Source organism: Flavobacterium kingsejongi, assembly GCF_003076475.1.
Taxonomy (GTDB): Bacteria; Bacteroidota; Bacteroidia; order Flavobacteriales; family Flavobacteriaceae; genus Flavobacterium; species Flavobacterium kingsejongi.
The window spans coordinates 742134-758434 of sequence record NZ_CP020919.1 but is presented as its reverse complement, the minus strand read 5'-3'; the positions used below and the strand labels follow the sequence as shown (position 1 = coordinate 758434).

At 36.4% G+C, this 16301-nt stretch carries 13 protein-coding genes; 8 read left to right on the top strand and 5 right to left on the bottom strand.

Annotated features, from left to right (window positions below; all coding sequences use genetic code 11):
- Window position 1 precedes the first annotated feature (1 nt).
- Window positions 2-1414: a glycoside hydrolase family 30 protein gene (locus FK004_RS03300; RefSeq protein ID WP_108735967.1), complete on the top strand. Its 1413-nt coding sequence runs from the start codon at window positions 2-4 to the stop codon at window positions 1412-1414.
- Between the two features lie 154 nt (window positions 1415-1568).
- Here the strand turns inward: FK004_RS03300 and FK004_RS03295 are convergent, their stop codons facing one another.
- From FK004_RS03295 to FK004_RS03280, 4 genes are all read right to left on the bottom strand, one after another.
- Window positions 1569-2312 carry a GLPGLI family protein gene (locus tag FK004_RS03295; RefSeq protein ID WP_108735966.1) on the bottom strand — a complete coding sequence of 248 codons (744 nt, stop codon included), beginning with the start codon at window positions 2310-2312 and terminating at the stop codon, window positions 1569-1571.
- A 210-nt stretch (window positions 2313-2522) separates the two neighbouring features.
- A complete protein-coding gene (locus tag FK004_RS03290) occupies window positions 2523-5189 on the bottom strand; it encodes a TonB-dependent receptor (protein ID WP_108735965.1) in 2667 nt (888 codons plus the stop codon).
- 65 nt (window positions 5190-5254) lie between these two features.
- Window positions 5255-6067, bottom strand: a complete 813-nt coding sequence (locus tag FK004_RS03285; protein ID WP_157956021.1) for a GLPGLI family protein — start codon at window positions 6065-6067, stop codon at window positions 5255-5257.
- Between the two features lie 68 nt (window positions 6068-6135).
- A complete protein-coding gene (locus FK004_RS03280; protein WP_108735963.1) occupies window positions 6136-6387 on the bottom strand; it encodes a hypothetical protein in 252 nt (83 codons plus the stop codon).
- A gap of 475 nt (window positions 6388-6862) precedes the next feature.
- Between FK004_RS03280 and FK004_RS03275 the strand changes: the two genes are divergently transcribed.
- The 3 genes from FK004_RS03275 (at window position 6863) to FK004_RS03265 (ending at window position 11678) form a co-directional block, all read left to right on the top strand.
- Window positions 6863-9100: a lantibiotic dehydratase family protein gene (locus tag FK004_RS03275; protein ID WP_108735962.1), complete on the top strand. Its 2238-nt coding sequence runs from the start codon at window positions 6863-6865 to the stop codon at window positions 9098-9100.
- Window positions 9097-9972 (top strand): thiopeptide-type bacteriocin biosynthesis protein, encoded by an 876-nt coding sequence (locus tag FK004_RS03270; RefSeq protein ID WP_108735961.1) that lies wholly within the window; start codon window positions 9097-9099, stop codon window positions 9970-9972. The genes FK004_RS03275 and FK004_RS03270 overlap by 4 nt, the downstream gene beginning before the upstream one ends.
- 98 nt (window positions 9973-10070) lie before the next feature.
- On the top strand, window positions 10071-11678 hold the full coding sequence (locus FK004_RS03265) for a helix-turn-helix domain-containing protein (RefSeq protein WP_157956020.1): 1608 nt from the start codon (window positions 10071-10073) through the stop codon (window positions 11676-11678).
- A 65-nt stretch (window positions 11679-11743) separates the two neighbouring features.
- On the opposite strand, the gene FK004_RS03260 is transcribed toward FK004_RS03265, so the two are convergent.
- Window positions 11744-12568 carry an IS5 family transposase gene (locus FK004_RS03260; RefSeq protein ID WP_108735890.1) on the bottom strand — a complete coding sequence of 275 codons (825 nt, stop codon included), beginning with the start codon at window positions 12566-12568 and terminating at the stop codon, window positions 11744-11746.
- A 128-nt stretch (window positions 12569-12696) separates the two neighbouring features.
- Here FK004_RS03260 and FK004_RS03255 point away from each other — a divergent pair, with 128 nt between their 5' ends.
- From FK004_RS03255 to FK004_RS03240, 4 genes are all read left to right on the top strand, one after another.
- Complete coding sequence (locus FK004_RS03255) at window positions 12697-12930, top strand: hypothetical protein (RefSeq protein ID WP_108735959.1); 234 nt, start codon at window positions 12697-12699, stop codon at window positions 12928-12930.
- Window positions 12931-12945: 15 nt separating this feature from the next.
- Entirely contained in the window at window positions 12946-14628 is a 1683-nt protein-coding gene (locus tag FK004_RS03250) for a S8 family serine peptidase (RefSeq protein ID WP_108735958.1), read from the top strand.
- Between the two features lie 2 nt (window positions 14629-14630).
- Entirely contained in the window at window positions 14631-15344 is a 714-nt protein-coding gene (locus FK004_RS03245) for a hypothetical protein (protein WP_227871664.1), read from the top strand.
- 173 nt (window positions 15345-15517) lie between these two features.
- On the top strand, window positions 15518-16300 hold the full coding sequence (locus tag FK004_RS03240) for a S8 family serine peptidase (RefSeq protein ID WP_262497663.1): 783 nt from the start codon (window positions 15518-15520) through the stop codon (window positions 16298-16300).
- Window position 16301: the final 1 nt, after the last annotated feature.

The window sequence follows — 16301 nt, the reverse complement described above, 5'->3', positions numbered from 1 at the left end:
TATGCATAAAGTCAGTCTAAAAAACACAGTAGCACTTTCAGGATTAGTTATCGCAATGGCTATTTCCGGTTGCAGCAGCAACAAAAAAAATACGCAATCCCCAGAATTATGGCTTACCCTACCGGATCAGTCCATTGTATTTCAAAAACAGTCTCTTGGCGGATTGCAACCCGCACCCGGACATGTACAGCTCCTTGCCGACGCTGGGACAACGTACCAGGAGATGGATGGATTTGGTTATACACTTAACGGCGGTAGCGCAAAACACCTTCAGAATATGTCAGCACCAGCCCGTGCGAAACTGTTGGAAGAGCTCTTCGGGAACGGAAAGGATGCAATCAGTATCAGCTATATCCGCCTGAGTGTGGGAGCTTCCGATCTGGATGAGAAAGTATTCTCATACAATGACCTTCCGGCAGGAGAAACGGATATGAAACTGGAAAAGTTTGATTTGGATTATGATAAATTATACCTGATCCCGGTACTGAAACAAATTCTGAAGATCAATCCGAAGATTAAAATCCTGGGCTCACCGTGGTCGCCGCCTAAATGGATGAAAACGAATAATGACGCCCGTGGTGGAAGCCTGAAGCCGGAATATTACGGAGTATATTCCCAATACCTGATCCGTTACATCCAGGAAATGAAAAAACAAGGGATTACCATCGATGCACTGACCATCCAGAATGAGCCTTTGCATCCCGGGAACAATCCAAGTTTGCTGATGTTAGCGAATGAACAGGCTGATTTTATTAAAAAGAATTTAGGGCCTGATTTCAAAAAAGCCAATATCAAAACAAAAATTATCATTTATGACCATAATGCCGATCGCCCGGATTATCCGATTTCGATATTAAACGATGCCGATGCTGCGCAATATATCGATGGTTCTGCTTTCCATTTGTATGGTGGTAGTATTGACGCGATATCCACTGTACACGAAGCACATCCGGATAAAAACCTGTATTTCACAGAGCAATGGGTAGGAGCACCCGGAGATTTCGCCAAAGAACTGACCTGGCATATGGAAAACCTCATTATCGGAGCCCCAAGAAACTGGTGTAAAACGGTATTGGAATGGAACCTTGCAGCTGATGAAAACCAGGAACCACACACTGATCGTGGTGGTTGTGACCGTTGCCTGGGCGCGATTACAATTACTGGAGATGCTGTAACCCGTAACCCTGCCTATTATATTATTGCACATGCTTCGAAGTTTGTACATCCCGGTGCTATCCGAATTGCTTCCAATATGCCGCAAAACCTTCCGAATGTGGTATATAAAACCCAAAAAGGATATACAGCAATAGTACAGAATACAGGAAATACAGATCAGAATGTGGATGTCGCTGTAGGCGGTAAAAAAGTTACCGTTTTACTTAAAGCGGGAGCTATTGCAACATTAAATTTATAGCCAGTAGATCGTATACGAAATAAAAATAATGCTCCGGATCCAGTATAGCGGAGTACATAATGCTTTTTGTTTATAGTTAGTGAAAGCCGCCCGGAAGTAATTCCGGGCGGTTTTATTTTGCGCTAGTTTTTGTGTGCTTTGTCATCAACTTTTTTTACTCTTTTAGCTCAATAGATTTTTGAACTGATTTGACTGATACTTTTAAGCCACGATCCAGCTTGGATATAATTTTGCGTTCCAGTTCAGTTATTTCTTTGTCAATTTTATCATGGTGCATTTTTGGCGAAATTTGAGGTAAATTTTGATTTGGGAACCTTACTGGAGTATGAGATGGAATGTTGATTGCAGTTGCATAAAATGCGACTTCCCGGGTAGAATCATAGGCTTCTAAAATCAGTCCGGGCAATCCATTTAATTTCCAGGGACCGAAGGATCCCGGTATTTCAGTTGTAAACCACGCCGTATAATCGCGACCTCTAAAACGGCATATCGCTTTATTACATTCAAAACTTCCAATAGTCTTACTTTCCGGGGTTATTTTCCAGTCGATTGAGGGAATCGTTTCTACAATATAATAATAGTCTTTTTTTTCTAATGCAGCTGTAGTCAGTTCCAAGAGTTGGTCTTTGGTCCTATCAAGATATATTTCATATTCTAAAGTATCTATAATAGAAAATGAGAGTTCAAGCTCTTCTTCTGCCTTCAAATTAGTAGACGGTTGTTGTTGTAAAGAATATCTGAAATTTGCCTTTTCAGTATTGAAATACAAGACAGTATTATAAGAATTCAGGTTGTTAAAGTTTAGTTCCATAGTGTAGGTAATGGCGCTGTTATATGTTTTTTCCTGTGCTGTAGCTACAAAAGAAAATAAAGATAAAATCAGTAAGTAAAACTTCATAGATCTATTTTTAAATTAGACAAAAAGGGGTACTTCTTTTATAAGGAGTACCTCATGATTATTGAGTGAACAGTTATATTATAATTTATGTTTGATGGTTGCTTTTACCTGATCGGGAACCATCTGTGCAATTTGGCTACCATTCTGCTTAATTTCAGAACAAGGCTTATCTTGATACCAATAGAATACTATTCGATCTTTAGGGTTGTGTTAAAATCTAAAATCCATTTTCAGCAGGACATAGCGGGGCAGGAGACGGTATTCCGTACTTGAAATACTGATATCGGATACACTATAATTCCTGAAGGTAGTGGTGTTAAAGAGGTTGTTACCGGATACCGAAAAACTCAGTTTGTTTTGTTTCGCGGTATATTTAGCTTCTACATCCATGAAATAATAGGTGTTGTTGCTTTTATCTATTGCGCCAAAATAATACCGTTCCGTTTTGATTTCAAGGTTGAGTTTACTGTTGAAATTAAAGTTATGATCCATAAAAAACATGGAATTGGTAAAGGTATTTTTGATATTGGTTTTGATCTCACTCACAGACCAGTTCGCTCCTAAATGATAATTATAAATGTTACGAAATCCCGAACGCAGTTCAGCACCATAATTATAACTTACAGAGGATACCTCACGAAGTCCGGAATCATTCACGCTATTTTTATAATTGGATTGGTTGTAACCCATATTGAGCTTTAAGTTGGATGTGATAAATTTCAAATAACGATCTGCATTAATTCCGATTCCCAGCATGTTACGGTCTTTGACCAAAATTTTATCGGAAAGGGAATAGTTAGGGGTGACTATTGAATTAGTAGTGAAAAAATCATGGTTTTGACTATACATTATATAGCCGTTACCTAAGAAGTTTTTACTCCAGTTTCCCAATGTATAATTTAGTAATAGGGAAGACGATTGTAATTGGTTGAAACTTCCGGTTCCCTTGATGAAATTCCTGAAGCTGGTCAAAACATATTGGTCATAGACGTCCAGTATTCCGGAATTAGAGGTATTGATACTGTAGGAGGCCAATAGTTTATTCGTTTTATTAATTTCCCATTCTATTCCCAGCCTGGGATTGACAAAAAAGAGGCTTTGCTTGGTCTGGATTGTTGCCGTCTGTAACGCGTTGTGGAGTTGGTGAAAATCGGCATTGGCTAAAAACGTGTAATTACGGAATTTGTAATGGTACTTAGTCGTAAAGTAAAGATCATTGGAAATATAGTCGGTTGCATTTTGATATCCTTCCGGTTCTGCGACGACAACATTGTGGGCGTTTAGTACCAAGCCGGAGAATAATTGATCTTTACGGTAGGTAGTGCCCAGCTTTAATTCGAGCAGGCTACCATTGTTACGCTTATTCATATAGTGGGATTCAAAACCGGCAAACTGCATTTTATTTTCACTGGACTGTGCAATGTTATCAGAAGGTATACCTGGAAACAAGCCTTCATAGAAAAATTGATTGAGGTGGTAGTCCTGCGGGCGTGATTCTCCGATATAACGGCCTGAGATAAGGAATGCCTCGTTGTCGTTAATTTTATGGGTATACTTTATCTTTTGGTCGATTAGTGTTTTGGTTGTTTTTAGGTTCTCGTGGGTATAAATAGCATTGAAATTAAGGTCACTGCGGTTTTTTTCGGAACCACTATTGTACTTTCCGCTATATTCCAACAGCTGTGTTTTCGATATGTCATAGGTGAGGTCAATCTTACCCATTCCGGTAAGCCTTTTTTTACTCAACTGATAGGATTCTGTATTGGTAAAAGCAGTACCGTTAAGATGAAAACTTTCAAAGCCATTCCGGAAATAGTCATTTTCATCCTGATTTAAAAAGAATATAGTTTTCATTTTAACCTTGTCAGAAAGCTTAAAAATAGAATTTAAGGATACTAACTCAGCATTGTTGAAGTTAATCCTTTTCAATTTTAGGGCGGGTTGCGCTGCCGATATATCCAGTAGGGAATAGGTACTCTCATTATTTCCGATCGCATCAGCATCTCCGGAATAAATGAGGCTTGCAATGTCACCAATGGCATCTTCACCCGTATTATTGAGGTTAGTAAGAAAGTAGTATTTGTTTTTTTTACCAAAAGACATGAGATTGGTTCGCAGCGAATAGCGGTTTTCTGAAACAGCACCATACCCCGCACTCATATTTCCAAACCATTGTAATTTCTTGTCTTCGCGCAAGGTAAGATTGAGTGCTATTTTATCACTGTTTTCAATGCCTTTCAGCAAGCGGTTGGAAGAATATTTTTGATAAAGCTCTACTTTATCAATAGCATCTGCACTCATGTTCTTGGTTAGTAAAGAATATCCTTTTTCGAAAAAATCATCTCCTTCCACCATTACTTTTTCGACTTCTTTATCGCCCACTTTTATTTTGCCGTCTTCAGAAATCGTGAGGCCCGGTATTTTTTTTAGCAAATCCTCCACTACAGTTTCATTCCCCTGCTTGAAACTATCCGCATTAAAAATGATAGTATCTTTTTTAATGGTAATTGCTTTTTCAGACTGAATAATAACTTCGTTGAGCGTTGTTGGTGCATCCTGAAGAATGATGTCTTTTATAATAGTTTCATTCTCGCTTAACAGTATAGGGAAAGCAGTTGCCTTATAGGAAAGCGCTTTGGCGTTGAGGATGAAATTCCCGGTTTTGGAAGTGGTTAATTGATAATGCCCTTTGGAATCGGTACTGGTAAAAGCAATTATCGCCTGGCTGTTTTCGGGTTTTATAAATACACTGACTGCTGGAAGCGGTGTGCCAACAGTATCTTTTATGACTCCTGAGAGCGTAGTCTGGGCAAAACCGGAAAATCCGGTGCACAACAAAATCAGCCTGAAAAATAATGATTTGATACAATGTAACATAGTAAGGTTTATGCTGTTTAATTCACTATGGAATTGAATATGGGAATCTTTTTTAGTGGATGGCTCTATTTTTCAGAAAACCCTTTTGCAGCGTCTTCCCATTCATACTGTAATTCCAGGCCATGTCGCGCGATAGTCAATTGTCGGCCAGTATAGCCTCTTGGTAATTGAGCCAATATTTTATCATTCGCCTGATTTTGTAATTTATCGGCCAATATAACATAATCGGTTAGTGTAATGTTTTGATAGCCTTTACGCTCAGGTTTTAAAAGTGAGATAGGTTTGTCGCTGGTATAAGGATATTGGATTCGTGTAGCCGACCAATGGTATCGATTGTCTTCGTCATAAATTTCAAGAATGAGACCCGGTAATCCATGGAATTTCCAGGGGCCAAAAGCCATCGGGATATCCGTTGTAAACCAGGCAGTATACTTACGGCCCCTAAAAGTAAGTAACGCTTTATTACAACGGTATTGATTGATTAATCGGGTCTCTTCTTCTGAAATGGTCCAATGCATTGTCGGAAATGCTTCTTCAATTCTATAGTTTATATCGGATTTACTTTCGGTAGAGATAATTTTGGCTGCTTTTAAATCTGTAAAATTGACTTTATCGATTTCTTTTAATTGAATAATAACTTCATTGTCTTTTCCTTGCGTAACTACCGGGCCTTCTTCCGTTTCATTGCTACTATTATTTTTGGGATTCAAATAGGTAATGAAATGTGCGACTTCATTACTGCACTGTAAAATGCATTTTTTTTGTACCGGATAGTCAGTATTAAAAAAGATATCATATGCTACATACAACTTTTGTAATTCCTGGGAATTGCCTAGAATGGTATAAAGTAGGAATAATAATAAAATAGGGATTTTCATGTTTTTCATTTTTAATTTGGTTATTGTATTCCCTGAAAATTTATTTTCAGGGAAATACCTTTTATAGATTATAGTGGTGTGAGTTTAAGGTCTCCTTTTTCAACTGCCTTTAAAACATTGTCTGATTTTTGTTTACAATCGGCTTCACTGCTTGATTCAACAGTTAAGATTAGTGCAGCAACAACCTCACCTGAAAGATTCGTTTGTTTAACTACAATTACACAATCTTTTTCTACAATGCTAACAGACGTGTCAGGAGCAGTATTAGCGAGAATACTCACAGAAAATAATAATAAGCCACCTAAAATTAATTTTTTCATATCTTTGTCTTTTGTTTTAAATGGCAGTCTTACACTATGTGTCCAACATTTTTATGGTAAGACTGCTTTTTTATGGTACTTCGGTTTATATTACAATTCGTATAAAAACAATAAACCCTAATTTTTTATACGCTTGCTTTTCTCTATAAAAGCCCGGTTTTGTATATTTCTTCGGATAGCCTAAGTACAAACCTCTTATGGTAACCGTGTCACGTAACGGGGGATAAGCCCGCTATTTTTTATTGATTTTAAAAAGTTAATCACAAATTCACGCTCCCCAGTGCAAATTTGTTAAGCCAAAAGTAACAGACCGGATTGCGGTTCACAAATGAACCCTATCGGCATTTATAAATTCCGACCTTCAATTTATAAATAGGATGTTATTCTCTTTGGTATTCAGTGTTTTAGCCTGTTTTTGTTTTTTATTGTATTTTTGGCATGCCCAACTTTTAATGCCCCATTATCCCAAATCTTGATGAATAAAAATCCATTTCCGTATACGGTATTTGACCGTTTTTGCCTGCGTAGCCCACTATTGGAACTGCATAATTATACTAATCTTACAGGAGGAATTTCTATTGCTGAAACAGCACTCAGAGCGATAGGCAATGATCCGGTATTTCGGGAAGCATTGTTTCTTGCCTCTCCGGTGGTCAGTGCCGAACTTGAAAAATGGGAAGGCGATCGCCTGGATCCTAAGAAAGCCGCAAAGCTGCGATTGACGATTTTAAAATACCTCGCACGCATTACTTCCCGTTGTACCCCATTCGGTCTTTTTGCCGGTTGTTCCGTTGGTGCATTTTCAACAGAAACCCGCCTGATACTGGAGCCTTATTCTACTTTTCGAAGGGTAACGCGTTTTGATATGAATTTTGTAGCCGGCTTGGCACAACATATTACGCAGCAGCCAGGCATCAGCGGGCAGTTATTATATTACCCAAACAGTTCTCTATATCCTATTGGCAATGCACTGCGGTATGTAGAATACACGTATGCAGGAGGACAACGAAAACACAGCCTGGAAGCCGTTACCAATTCGGAATACCTTCAGGAAATTTTTGAATTTGCAAAGCACGGACAGCCTGTGATGGCTATAGCAGCCGTACTCTGTGATGCAGACATCGATCAGGCAGAAGCGGAGGAATTTGTAGCAGAACTGATAGCTAACCAGCTGTTGGTTTCGGAACTGGAGCCGCATCTTACCGGAATTGATTATTCGGAATCCCTGATCGAGCGTTTACAGACGATCGAAGGTTTGGGAACTTTACCAGAGGTATTGCAAAAGGCATTGGACGAGATGAAGCAACTGGATGAAACTATAGGAAATGATCCGCAAGACTATCAAAATATCAGTGATACGCTCAAACAATTAGAAATTCCTTTTGAGCCAGGATACTTATTTCAAACCGATCTTTTCCTAAAGGCCAAAAACGCTCTCCTGGATCGGAGCCATAGGGACCAATTAGAATCTGTTTTTCGATTGTTTGCAAAATTGACGTATGCAGAAGGGATGACACCATTGGATCAGTTTACCAAAGCCTTCCAGCAACGGTATGAACACCGGGAAATGCCATTGGCGACAGTATTGGATGTAGAACTCGGTATTGGATATCCTGTTGGGAATACGCATGATTCCGCCCCTTATATTGAAGATTTAATGATGGGAAAGGGAACAGAGGCAGCACAAAATCTACCCTGGACAGCAGTTAGCAGGATACTGCATTCTAAAGTCATGCAAGCCCGGGCAAAAGGCGAACTGCATATTGAATTGACAGCTGATGATTTTGATGATCTGCCCGAGAACAGCCATGATTTGCCCGATACGCTGGCTGCTATGGCCGAATTGGTTACGCTTGATGGAACCGATACACTCGTGCTGCAATACATTAGCGGTTCCAGTGCTGTGAACCTGTTGGGGCGTTTTTGTCACGGGGATTCCGGACTGGAAGCTTTGGCCAGGGAAATTACGGCCCTGGAATCGCGTATGAATCCCGGGAAAATCCTGGCAGAAATCATCCACTTGCCGGAATCGCGAACCGGGAATGTATTGAAACGCCCCAATTTCAGGAGCCATGAAATTCCGTACCTCGGAAAAGCATCGGTAGCAGTGGAAAACCATATTACCCTCGACGATTTAACGTTGTCACTATCAGATACCGGTAAACTGGTGCTGAAATCGAAAAAGAATACTGCTGAGGTACTGCCGCGGTTGGGAAATGCCCATAATTACAGCCGGAATGCTTTGCCCGTTTATCATTTTTTGGCAGATCTCCAAAATCAGGGCTCGCGCGCCTCCATCGGTTTTAGCTGGGGCGCTGTTGCAGCTTTATATGATGTGCTGCCCCGCGTAACATTCGAAAATATGATCCTGTCAAAAGCACAGTGGAGGATCAAAAAAGAAAGCATACAGCACCTGGTGCAGGAATATGAGACTCCGCAATTGATTACTGTTGTCCGGAACTGGCGAACCACCTTACAATTGCCGCAATGGGTACAATTGGCAGATCATGATAATACGCTACTGCTGAACTTAGAAAATATCGATTGTATTCAAATGTGGCTCAGCACCATAAAAAATAGGGAATCATTCCTCCTCGAAGAATTTTTAGGCCATAGCACGCCCCTAACTGGTTCGGGAGGCTCCTATGTTAACCAGATAATTTTTTCTTTCTACAACCACAAAAAATTAAACCCAATTACCACAAGCCGATGAAACGCACTTTTATCTTAGGGGAAGAATGGCTTTATTACAAACTGTATACCGGCGCAAAAACGGCCGATTTGCTTTTGGCGGAGGTCATAGGGCCACTTTGTAAAACATTTATAGCCAACGGCTGGATGGATAAATGGTTTTTTATCCGTTACCATGATCCGGAAAGCCATCTCAGGATTCGTTTCCATCTTACGGATCTGGCAAAAATGGGAGACCTCATCCAAAGCCTGAAAGCGGCACTCGTACCTTATGTGGCTGACGACCGGATTTGGAAAGTGCAGGCTGATACCTACCATCGCGAACTGGAACGGTATGGGGAAGATGCGATTATAGATTCAGAAACATTGTTTTACCACGACAGCGAAATGATCACAGGGCTTTTGGCACTATTGGATCCTAACGATGATGAGATGCGCCTGCTCGTTGCCTTGAAAAGCCTGGATACCACGATGGCCGATTTTGGATTGAACCTGCAGGAGCGGATGCAATTTACTTCGGAGATGCAGCAGGTATTTCGCAAGGAGCATCAGTCTGGTAAAGAAAATAAAGAAAAGCTGGATGCAAAATACAGGAGGTTAAGGCCGCAGTTGGAAAATATTCTGGCTACAGTTCCTGAAAATAAGGAAGAAGTACCGTTTTGTACCCTTATTTCACAGAAGAGTAGCAGGATTCAACCTTTAATTACACGGTATAAAACCCGCGAGCATAAAAAAAAAAGTGTGATAAAAAATATTAATTTGTTACATTCGTATAATCACATGACTGTAAACCGCTTTTTTAGCACCAGACAGCGAACCTATGAATGGGTTTATTATGATTTTCTCTTTAAATATTATAAGAGCGCATACGCTAAAGCGACTAAAATTAATTAATTACAATGCCCTTACTAAAAATACTTTTACCTTTTCTTTTTTTCCTTACGAGCCCTACACTGCTCGCACAAAAAAATTATGTTCCTGATTCTTTGAAGATGCTTAGCTATAAAGATATAGTGAAGAGATACTATAAATATGAAAAAGATTCCCTGAAAACGAAATTATATGCAAAAGCATATTTAGAAAAGGGAAAAGCGGAAAATAATTTTCAGGAAATTTTTAATGGCTATCATTTTATGTCACACAGTAATTTAAATAATAATTTAAAAATTATTTATATGGACAGTATGGTATTTATTTCTAAAAAGAATAATAATAATCAATTTATAGCTAAAGGTTACTTTATTAAAGGAAATGAATATAATAAATTATCAAACTATGTAGGGGCAATAGATAATTATCTGTTGGCTAGCAATTATGTAGAAAAAACTGAAGGTAAATATTTAAGTTATACTATAAAATTTAATATAGCTGTCATAAGAAGTATTCAGGGATTACAAGAAGAGGCCGTTCCTGTTTTTTTAGAATGCCAAGCGTATTTCTCTAGTACTGATTATTACTATTATTTGAATTGTATTTTAGGTTTGTCAATATGTTATAATAAGATGGGGCAATATGATCTTTCATCAACATATAATGATTTTGGTATCAAAGAATCTGTAAGATTTAAAGATTATTTGATGAAAGATTATTTTACATACAGTGAAGGTATGAATCAATATTCTAAGAAAAATTTTGCATTTGCTATTAAAAATCTATTAATATCAATACCCTCCATAGTATCACGTAATGACAAAACAAATTTAGCAATAGCCTATTTCTATTTAGGCAAAAGTTATTATGACTTAAACCAAGAAGATGAAGCTGTTAAATACTTTCTCAAAGTCGATAAAATATTTGATGAGACTAACGATGTTTATCCTGATTTAAGAGAAGGATATGAGATGCTAATCAATTATTATAAATCTATAGGAGATACTGACAAACAATTGTTTTATATCGAAAAGTTATTAAGGATAGATAAGCTTTTGACAGACAATTTTAAATATTTTTCTAAAAAAATCATAAAAGAATATGATTCAAATCAGCTTAGAAAAGAAAAGAAAAGTATCGAAGAAAGTTTAAAATATAATAAGCTTAGATTTTTTATTTCAATCATTTTTTTAGGAATTTTTCTTGTGATTGCAATTACGGGATTTATTTTATTTTACAAAAAACAGAAGAATTATAAATACAAATATGAATCATTAATGAATAATGTTCATATTTATGAAGAAGAAAAAAACATACAAGAAGTTACTTCTAAGAATGTATCTAAAATAACGGAAGTCGGTATTCCTAAAGATACGGTCAGTAATATATTAAAAGAGTTAGAAGGTTTCGAGCAGAATAAATTATTCTTACAGAAAGATTTGACATTAGCTAAACTTGCGAATTCAATTCAAACGAATTCAAGCTATCTTTCAAAGGTCGTAAATACAACTAAAGATAAAAACTTTACTAGTTATATTAATGATTTAAGAATTGAATATATAGTTGAAGCACTAAGAATAAATAGAAAATACAGGAGGTACACAATTAAAGCTCTCGCTGAGGAAATTGGATTTAATAACGCCGAATCATTTTCTAAAGCATTCTATAGTAAAACTGGAATCTATCCGTCATATTTTATTAATAAATTAAAAAGCAATGAATTAGACTAAAATTTTTTCTAAAAATACTCGATATTTATGAATTCCGAGTCTCTATATTTTTATAATGAAGTGGTTTAAACTTTTTCCTTTTTAAATTTTTTTGATGCTATTACTATAAATGCTATATAATTGAATCCTTTCCAAGATTCAGTTGTTGTGTCATATCTATTTAAGATTGACCTAAACCCATCTAACCAGGCATTTGTGCGTTCGATTGTATATCTCTGCTTATAGAGTTGCTCATCAAAATATTCATCCCTCTCACTATGACCGTTACGTTTGTTAAAACAGATATTAGCTTGAATGTTCTTATCTGAACATGCTTTTCTTAAGTCTTTAGAGTCAAAACCTGCGTCTGCATTGAGGAACAATCCATCTACAGAAATATTGGCTTGTTCTAATGTTGCTGTAATGTCTTCAAACTGAACCTCAATATTATACAGGTCGTTGTGGTTTCCCGCAAGAGGTTCTGACATTGCTAATGGCAAGCCTTGCCTATCGGTTAGATAGAGTGAATTAGTTGTTTTTCGCTTCTTCCGACCTTGATAGTCAACCTGTTCACCGCCTCGGATAGCAGGAGTATGGCTTCCGTCCAAATCCACACTGGAAAGGTCAAGTTTTGAGTGATGACGGCTAAGGAATTTAATCCAACAAGCTTTCCAGAAACCGCAAAGACTCCACTTGCGATAGTGATAGTAAACAGATTGCCAACTTATAACCTTATTTTCAAAAAGAGCCCTAATGGGTAGCTGATGCCATTGAAGGCCCGTTTTAAGTTTGTAGAGTATAGCATTTATCACTTCTGATAATGGAACTGTTACAGGAAATCCACGACGGGCTTTAGGTATATATGCAACAATTTCCAATTCTATTGTATCTTTGTCAAGTACACTGTACATAAAGGGTTGGTTTTGATAATTGTATGTTTAGCGACACAAATATCGACAACCCTTTTTTAATTCTAAAAAAAGTTTAAATCACTTCAATAAGAAGAATTAGATTTAGTTTGCGTTTAAAAAATTTTAAAATGAAAAAAACATTAATGATGAAAAGCGGTAAATTAACATTAGATAAAATGCAAATAGCCAAATTTGATAATTTAAAAGCAATTAAAGGAGGAGATGGAACAGGAGATATTACTACATCCAAGACATCAACAACCATGCTAAATCCAAATCCTACAACTCCTACAAATTCTCCAGAACCTGAGACACCGACTAAACCAGATACACAAAAAGTTACTATTGGGTTAACGAGATAATTTAATGTTTTTTCTATGAATAAAGATGGAATTATTTTAATTATAATGTCGCTTCTTTTGTTTAGTTGCACTCAAACAAAAGAATATATCACATTATTGGATAATATTAAATTACAAAAAAAAAAGAATCCTCCTATTACTTACAGGAACGATTGGCAGCACAAAGATATTATTGAAGATACTATCCCGGGAATAAGTCTTGATAAAGCCTATCGGGAACTATTAAAAGATAAAAAAGGCAAGACAGTAGTTGTTGCCATTATTGATACTGAAATGGATATTTTCCACGAGGATTTAAAAGATGCTATTTGGATTAATCCAAATGAAATACCAGATAATGGTATCGATGATGATGATAATGGATACATTGATGATATACACGGATGGAATTTTTTAGGAAATCAACAAGGAGGGAATATCATTTATTCCAATTTGGAATCCACACGAATCATCAGAAAGTTCCAAAGTCAATTCCAGAATGTAAAACAAGAGGATGTTTTAGAGCAGGATATTGAAGACTTTTTACAGTATCAAAAGGCATTGATCCATTATAAAGAGAATTATGATAAGTTGATAGAGGAAAAAAAATATGGAGTGTTTTTAACTGAGGGATATAAAAAATCAGTAAATACATTGAGTAAGTTTTTTCCAGAACAAAACTATACGCTATCAAAATTAGATAGTATTTATGCTTTATACAAAGAGAACAAGGAATATAGTGCTGATATCTATTATATGAAAGATTATATTAAATATAATCTTTCAGCAGAGTGGATTTCAAATTATAATAAAGATATAGATGAGAAGATTGCTACCATATTAAATGATAATTACGAAGATAGGAAAATTCAAGGCGATGATCCAAAGGATTTATCCGATATTCACTATGGGAATAATAATGTTTTTAAAAACGCAGCAATTTTTAATCATAGTACTAAAGTAGCGGGCCTGATTGCTGCTACGCGAAACAATGAATTAGGAATTAAGGGAGTTACTAACAATGTCACATTAATGGCTTTATGCGTAAAAGCATATAGTAGTGAACATGATAAGGATGTAGCCTTAGCCATTCGGTATGCTGTGGACAATGGGGCTCAAATTATTAATATTAGTTTAGGGAAACGGCAATCGTTACATCCCGATTGGATACAGGGAGCCATTCGGTATGCAGCGGAACATGATGTCCTGATTGTATGCGCAGCAGGAAATGAGAGTACCGATTTGGATGGGATCACGCTCTATCCTAATGATGAGAAACACGATGGTACAGAAATAAGCCATAATTTTATAAAAGTAGGCTCTATTAGCTATTATATTAACGAGTGGTTTGTTTCTTACTTTTCTAATTATGGAAAGGGAAATGTGGATGTATTTGCTCCCGGCCATGATCTATTTACAACAATAGCAAATAATAAATATGAATTTGATAGTGGCACTTCCTTATCCGCACCAATAGTATCTGGAGTAGCTGCCTTGATACGTTCTTATTACCCTACACTTACTGCGGCAGAAGTCAAATCGATTATTTTGGAATCTGGTATCTCCTATGACATTATGGTCAATCGTCCAGCAGAGAATGGATCAAATGATAAAATTCATTTTAGTGAATTGTCAAAATCTGGCAAAGTCGTAAACGCTTACAATGCGTTACTAATGGCAAAAGAAGGGGCGAAAAAGAAGAAGAAAAAGAAGAGATAGTTATGCGAGAAATAATGTTTTTATGCTGTTGTTTTCTATTCATTAATTGTACGGCTCCTAAAAAATATATTGATTTGGCTTCCTCTCCGTGGAAAGCTAAAAATGTTTCAGTTAATCGAGAGGAAAGTAAAAACTGGCAGCATAAAGATATTATTGAAGATACTATTCCGGGAATAAGCCTTGACAAAGCGTATCGTGAGTTATTGAAAAACAAAAAGGGGAATAAAATTATTGTTGCAGTTATAGATGAAGTTGTAGATGCTGGGCATCAAGATTTAAAGAATCAGTTTTGGATTAATGAAAATGAAATACCTAATAATGGCATTGATGATGATGCTAATGGTTATATTGACGATGTTCAAGGTTGGAATTTTATAGGAAATTCAAAAGGGGAGCATATTATTTATGCTAATATGGAATCTGTTCGGATAATTCGAAAATTCGGGTATAAATTTAAAGATTTTAAGGATGGGGATAGTATAAAAGATAAAAATTTTATTTTATATAAAAAGGCATTGAAAGAATATGCTGTACTTAAAAAAGACATGAAAGAAGAGTTGGATTATATAGTATATCTTCCAATCGGGTTTCAAAAAGCGAAAGATGCTGTAAAGAAATTTTTTCCTAATGAAAAATATGAATTAGCGAAATTGGATAGCTTATACAGTGTATATCAAAATACTGATAAGGTATTAGCGAAACATATTTATTATTAACGGATTGTCTTAGATATGGCTTAACAAATGAATGGATAGTTAATTATAAATACGATGTAGATGAAAAAATCAATAAATGCATTAATATAGATTATAATGATAGAATAATAACGGGAGATAATCCAGAAAATATTGACGATATCGGATATGGAAATAATGTGTTGACTGCAAATTTGAATATTTTAAAACATGCCACAAAAGTATCGGGTGTGTTAGCTGCACAAAGATCGAACAAGATAGGTATTAAGGGTATATCTGATGATATTGCAATTATGCCACTTAGTATTGCAGGATTTGGAAATGAAAATGATAAAGACATTGCCTTAGCAATAAGATATGCTGTTGATAATGGTGCTAAGGTGATTAATATGAGTTTTGGAAAAGAGTTGTCTCTCAATGAAGTATGGGTACTTGACGCTATAAAATACGCAGCGCAAAAAAACGTATTGATTGTTAGTGGATCAGGAAACGGTAGTAAAAATATAAATTTGGATAGCCCTTTCTATCCCAATGATAGTGATTATACTACTATAGAAGTTAGTGATAATTTTTTAAAAGTGGGCTCCATTTCTTATAATCTTAATGAAAAGCTCATTTCTTCATTTTCAAATTATAGTAAAGAGCATGTTGATCTTTTTGCTCCCGGAGAGAATATATATACCACCTTACCTGGGGATGAATATGACTATGTAGAAGGAACTTCTTTTTCTACTCCAATAGTGTCAGGAATTGCGGCATTAATTTGGTCTTATTACCCAAACCTTTCTGCTTCAGAGGTCAAGCATATCCTTATGGATTCGGGGCTTTCTATTCCGATCAATGTTCAAGTGCCCGGAGCGACTGAAGGTACATTAAAACCGTTTAGTGAATTGTCCAAATCCGGCAAAGTAGTAAACGCCTACAATGCGTTACTAATGGCAAAAGAAGTAGCAAAAAAGAAGAAAAAGAAAAGATAGT

Bases quoted from the DNA above. Each gene is read 5' to 3' on its own strand.
- FK004_RS03300 (WP_108735967.1), top strand. From the start codon at position 2: ATGCATAAAGTCAGTCTAAAAAACACAGTAGCACTTTCAGGATTAGTT.
- FK004_RS03295 (WP_108735966.1), bottom strand. From the start codon at position 2,312: ATGAAGTTTTACTTACTGATTTTATCTTTATTTTCTTTTGTAGCTACA.
- FK004_RS03290 (WP_108735965.1), bottom strand. From the start codon at position 5,189: ATGTTACATTGTATCAAATCATTATTTTTCAGGCTGATTTTGTTGTGC.
- FK004_RS03285 (WP_157956021.1), bottom strand. From the start codon at position 6,067: ATGAAAATCCCTATTTTATTATTATTCCTACTTTATACCATTCTAGGC.
- FK004_RS03280 (WP_108735963.1), bottom strand. From the start codon at position 6,387: ATGAAAAAATTAATTTTAGGTGGCTTATTATTATTTTCTGTGAGTATT.
- FK004_RS03275 (WP_108735962.1), top strand. From the start codon at position 6,863: ATGAATAAAAATCCATTTCCGTATACGGTATTTGACCGTTTTTGCCTG.
- FK004_RS03270 (WP_108735961.1), top strand. From the start codon at position 9,097: ATGAAACGCACTTTTATCTTAGGGGAAGAATGGCTTTATTACAAACTG.
- FK004_RS03265 (WP_157956020.1), top strand. From the start codon at position 10,071: ATGCTTAGCTATAAAGATATAGTGAAGAGATACTATAAATATGAAAAA.
- FK004_RS03260 (WP_108735890.1), bottom strand. From the start codon at position 12,568: ATGTACAGTGTACTTGACAAAGATACAATAGAATTGGAAATTGTTGCA.
- FK004_RS03255 (WP_108735959.1), top strand. From the start codon at position 12,697: ATGAAAAAAACATTAATGATGAAAAGCGGTAAATTAACATTAGATAAA.
- FK004_RS03250 (WP_108735958.1), top strand. From the start codon at position 12,946: ATGAATAAAGATGGAATTATTTTAATTATAATGTCGCTTCTTTTGTTT.
- FK004_RS03245 (WP_227871664.1), top strand. From the start codon at position 14,631: ATGCGAGAAATAATGTTTTTATGCTGTTGTTTTCTATTCATTAATTGT.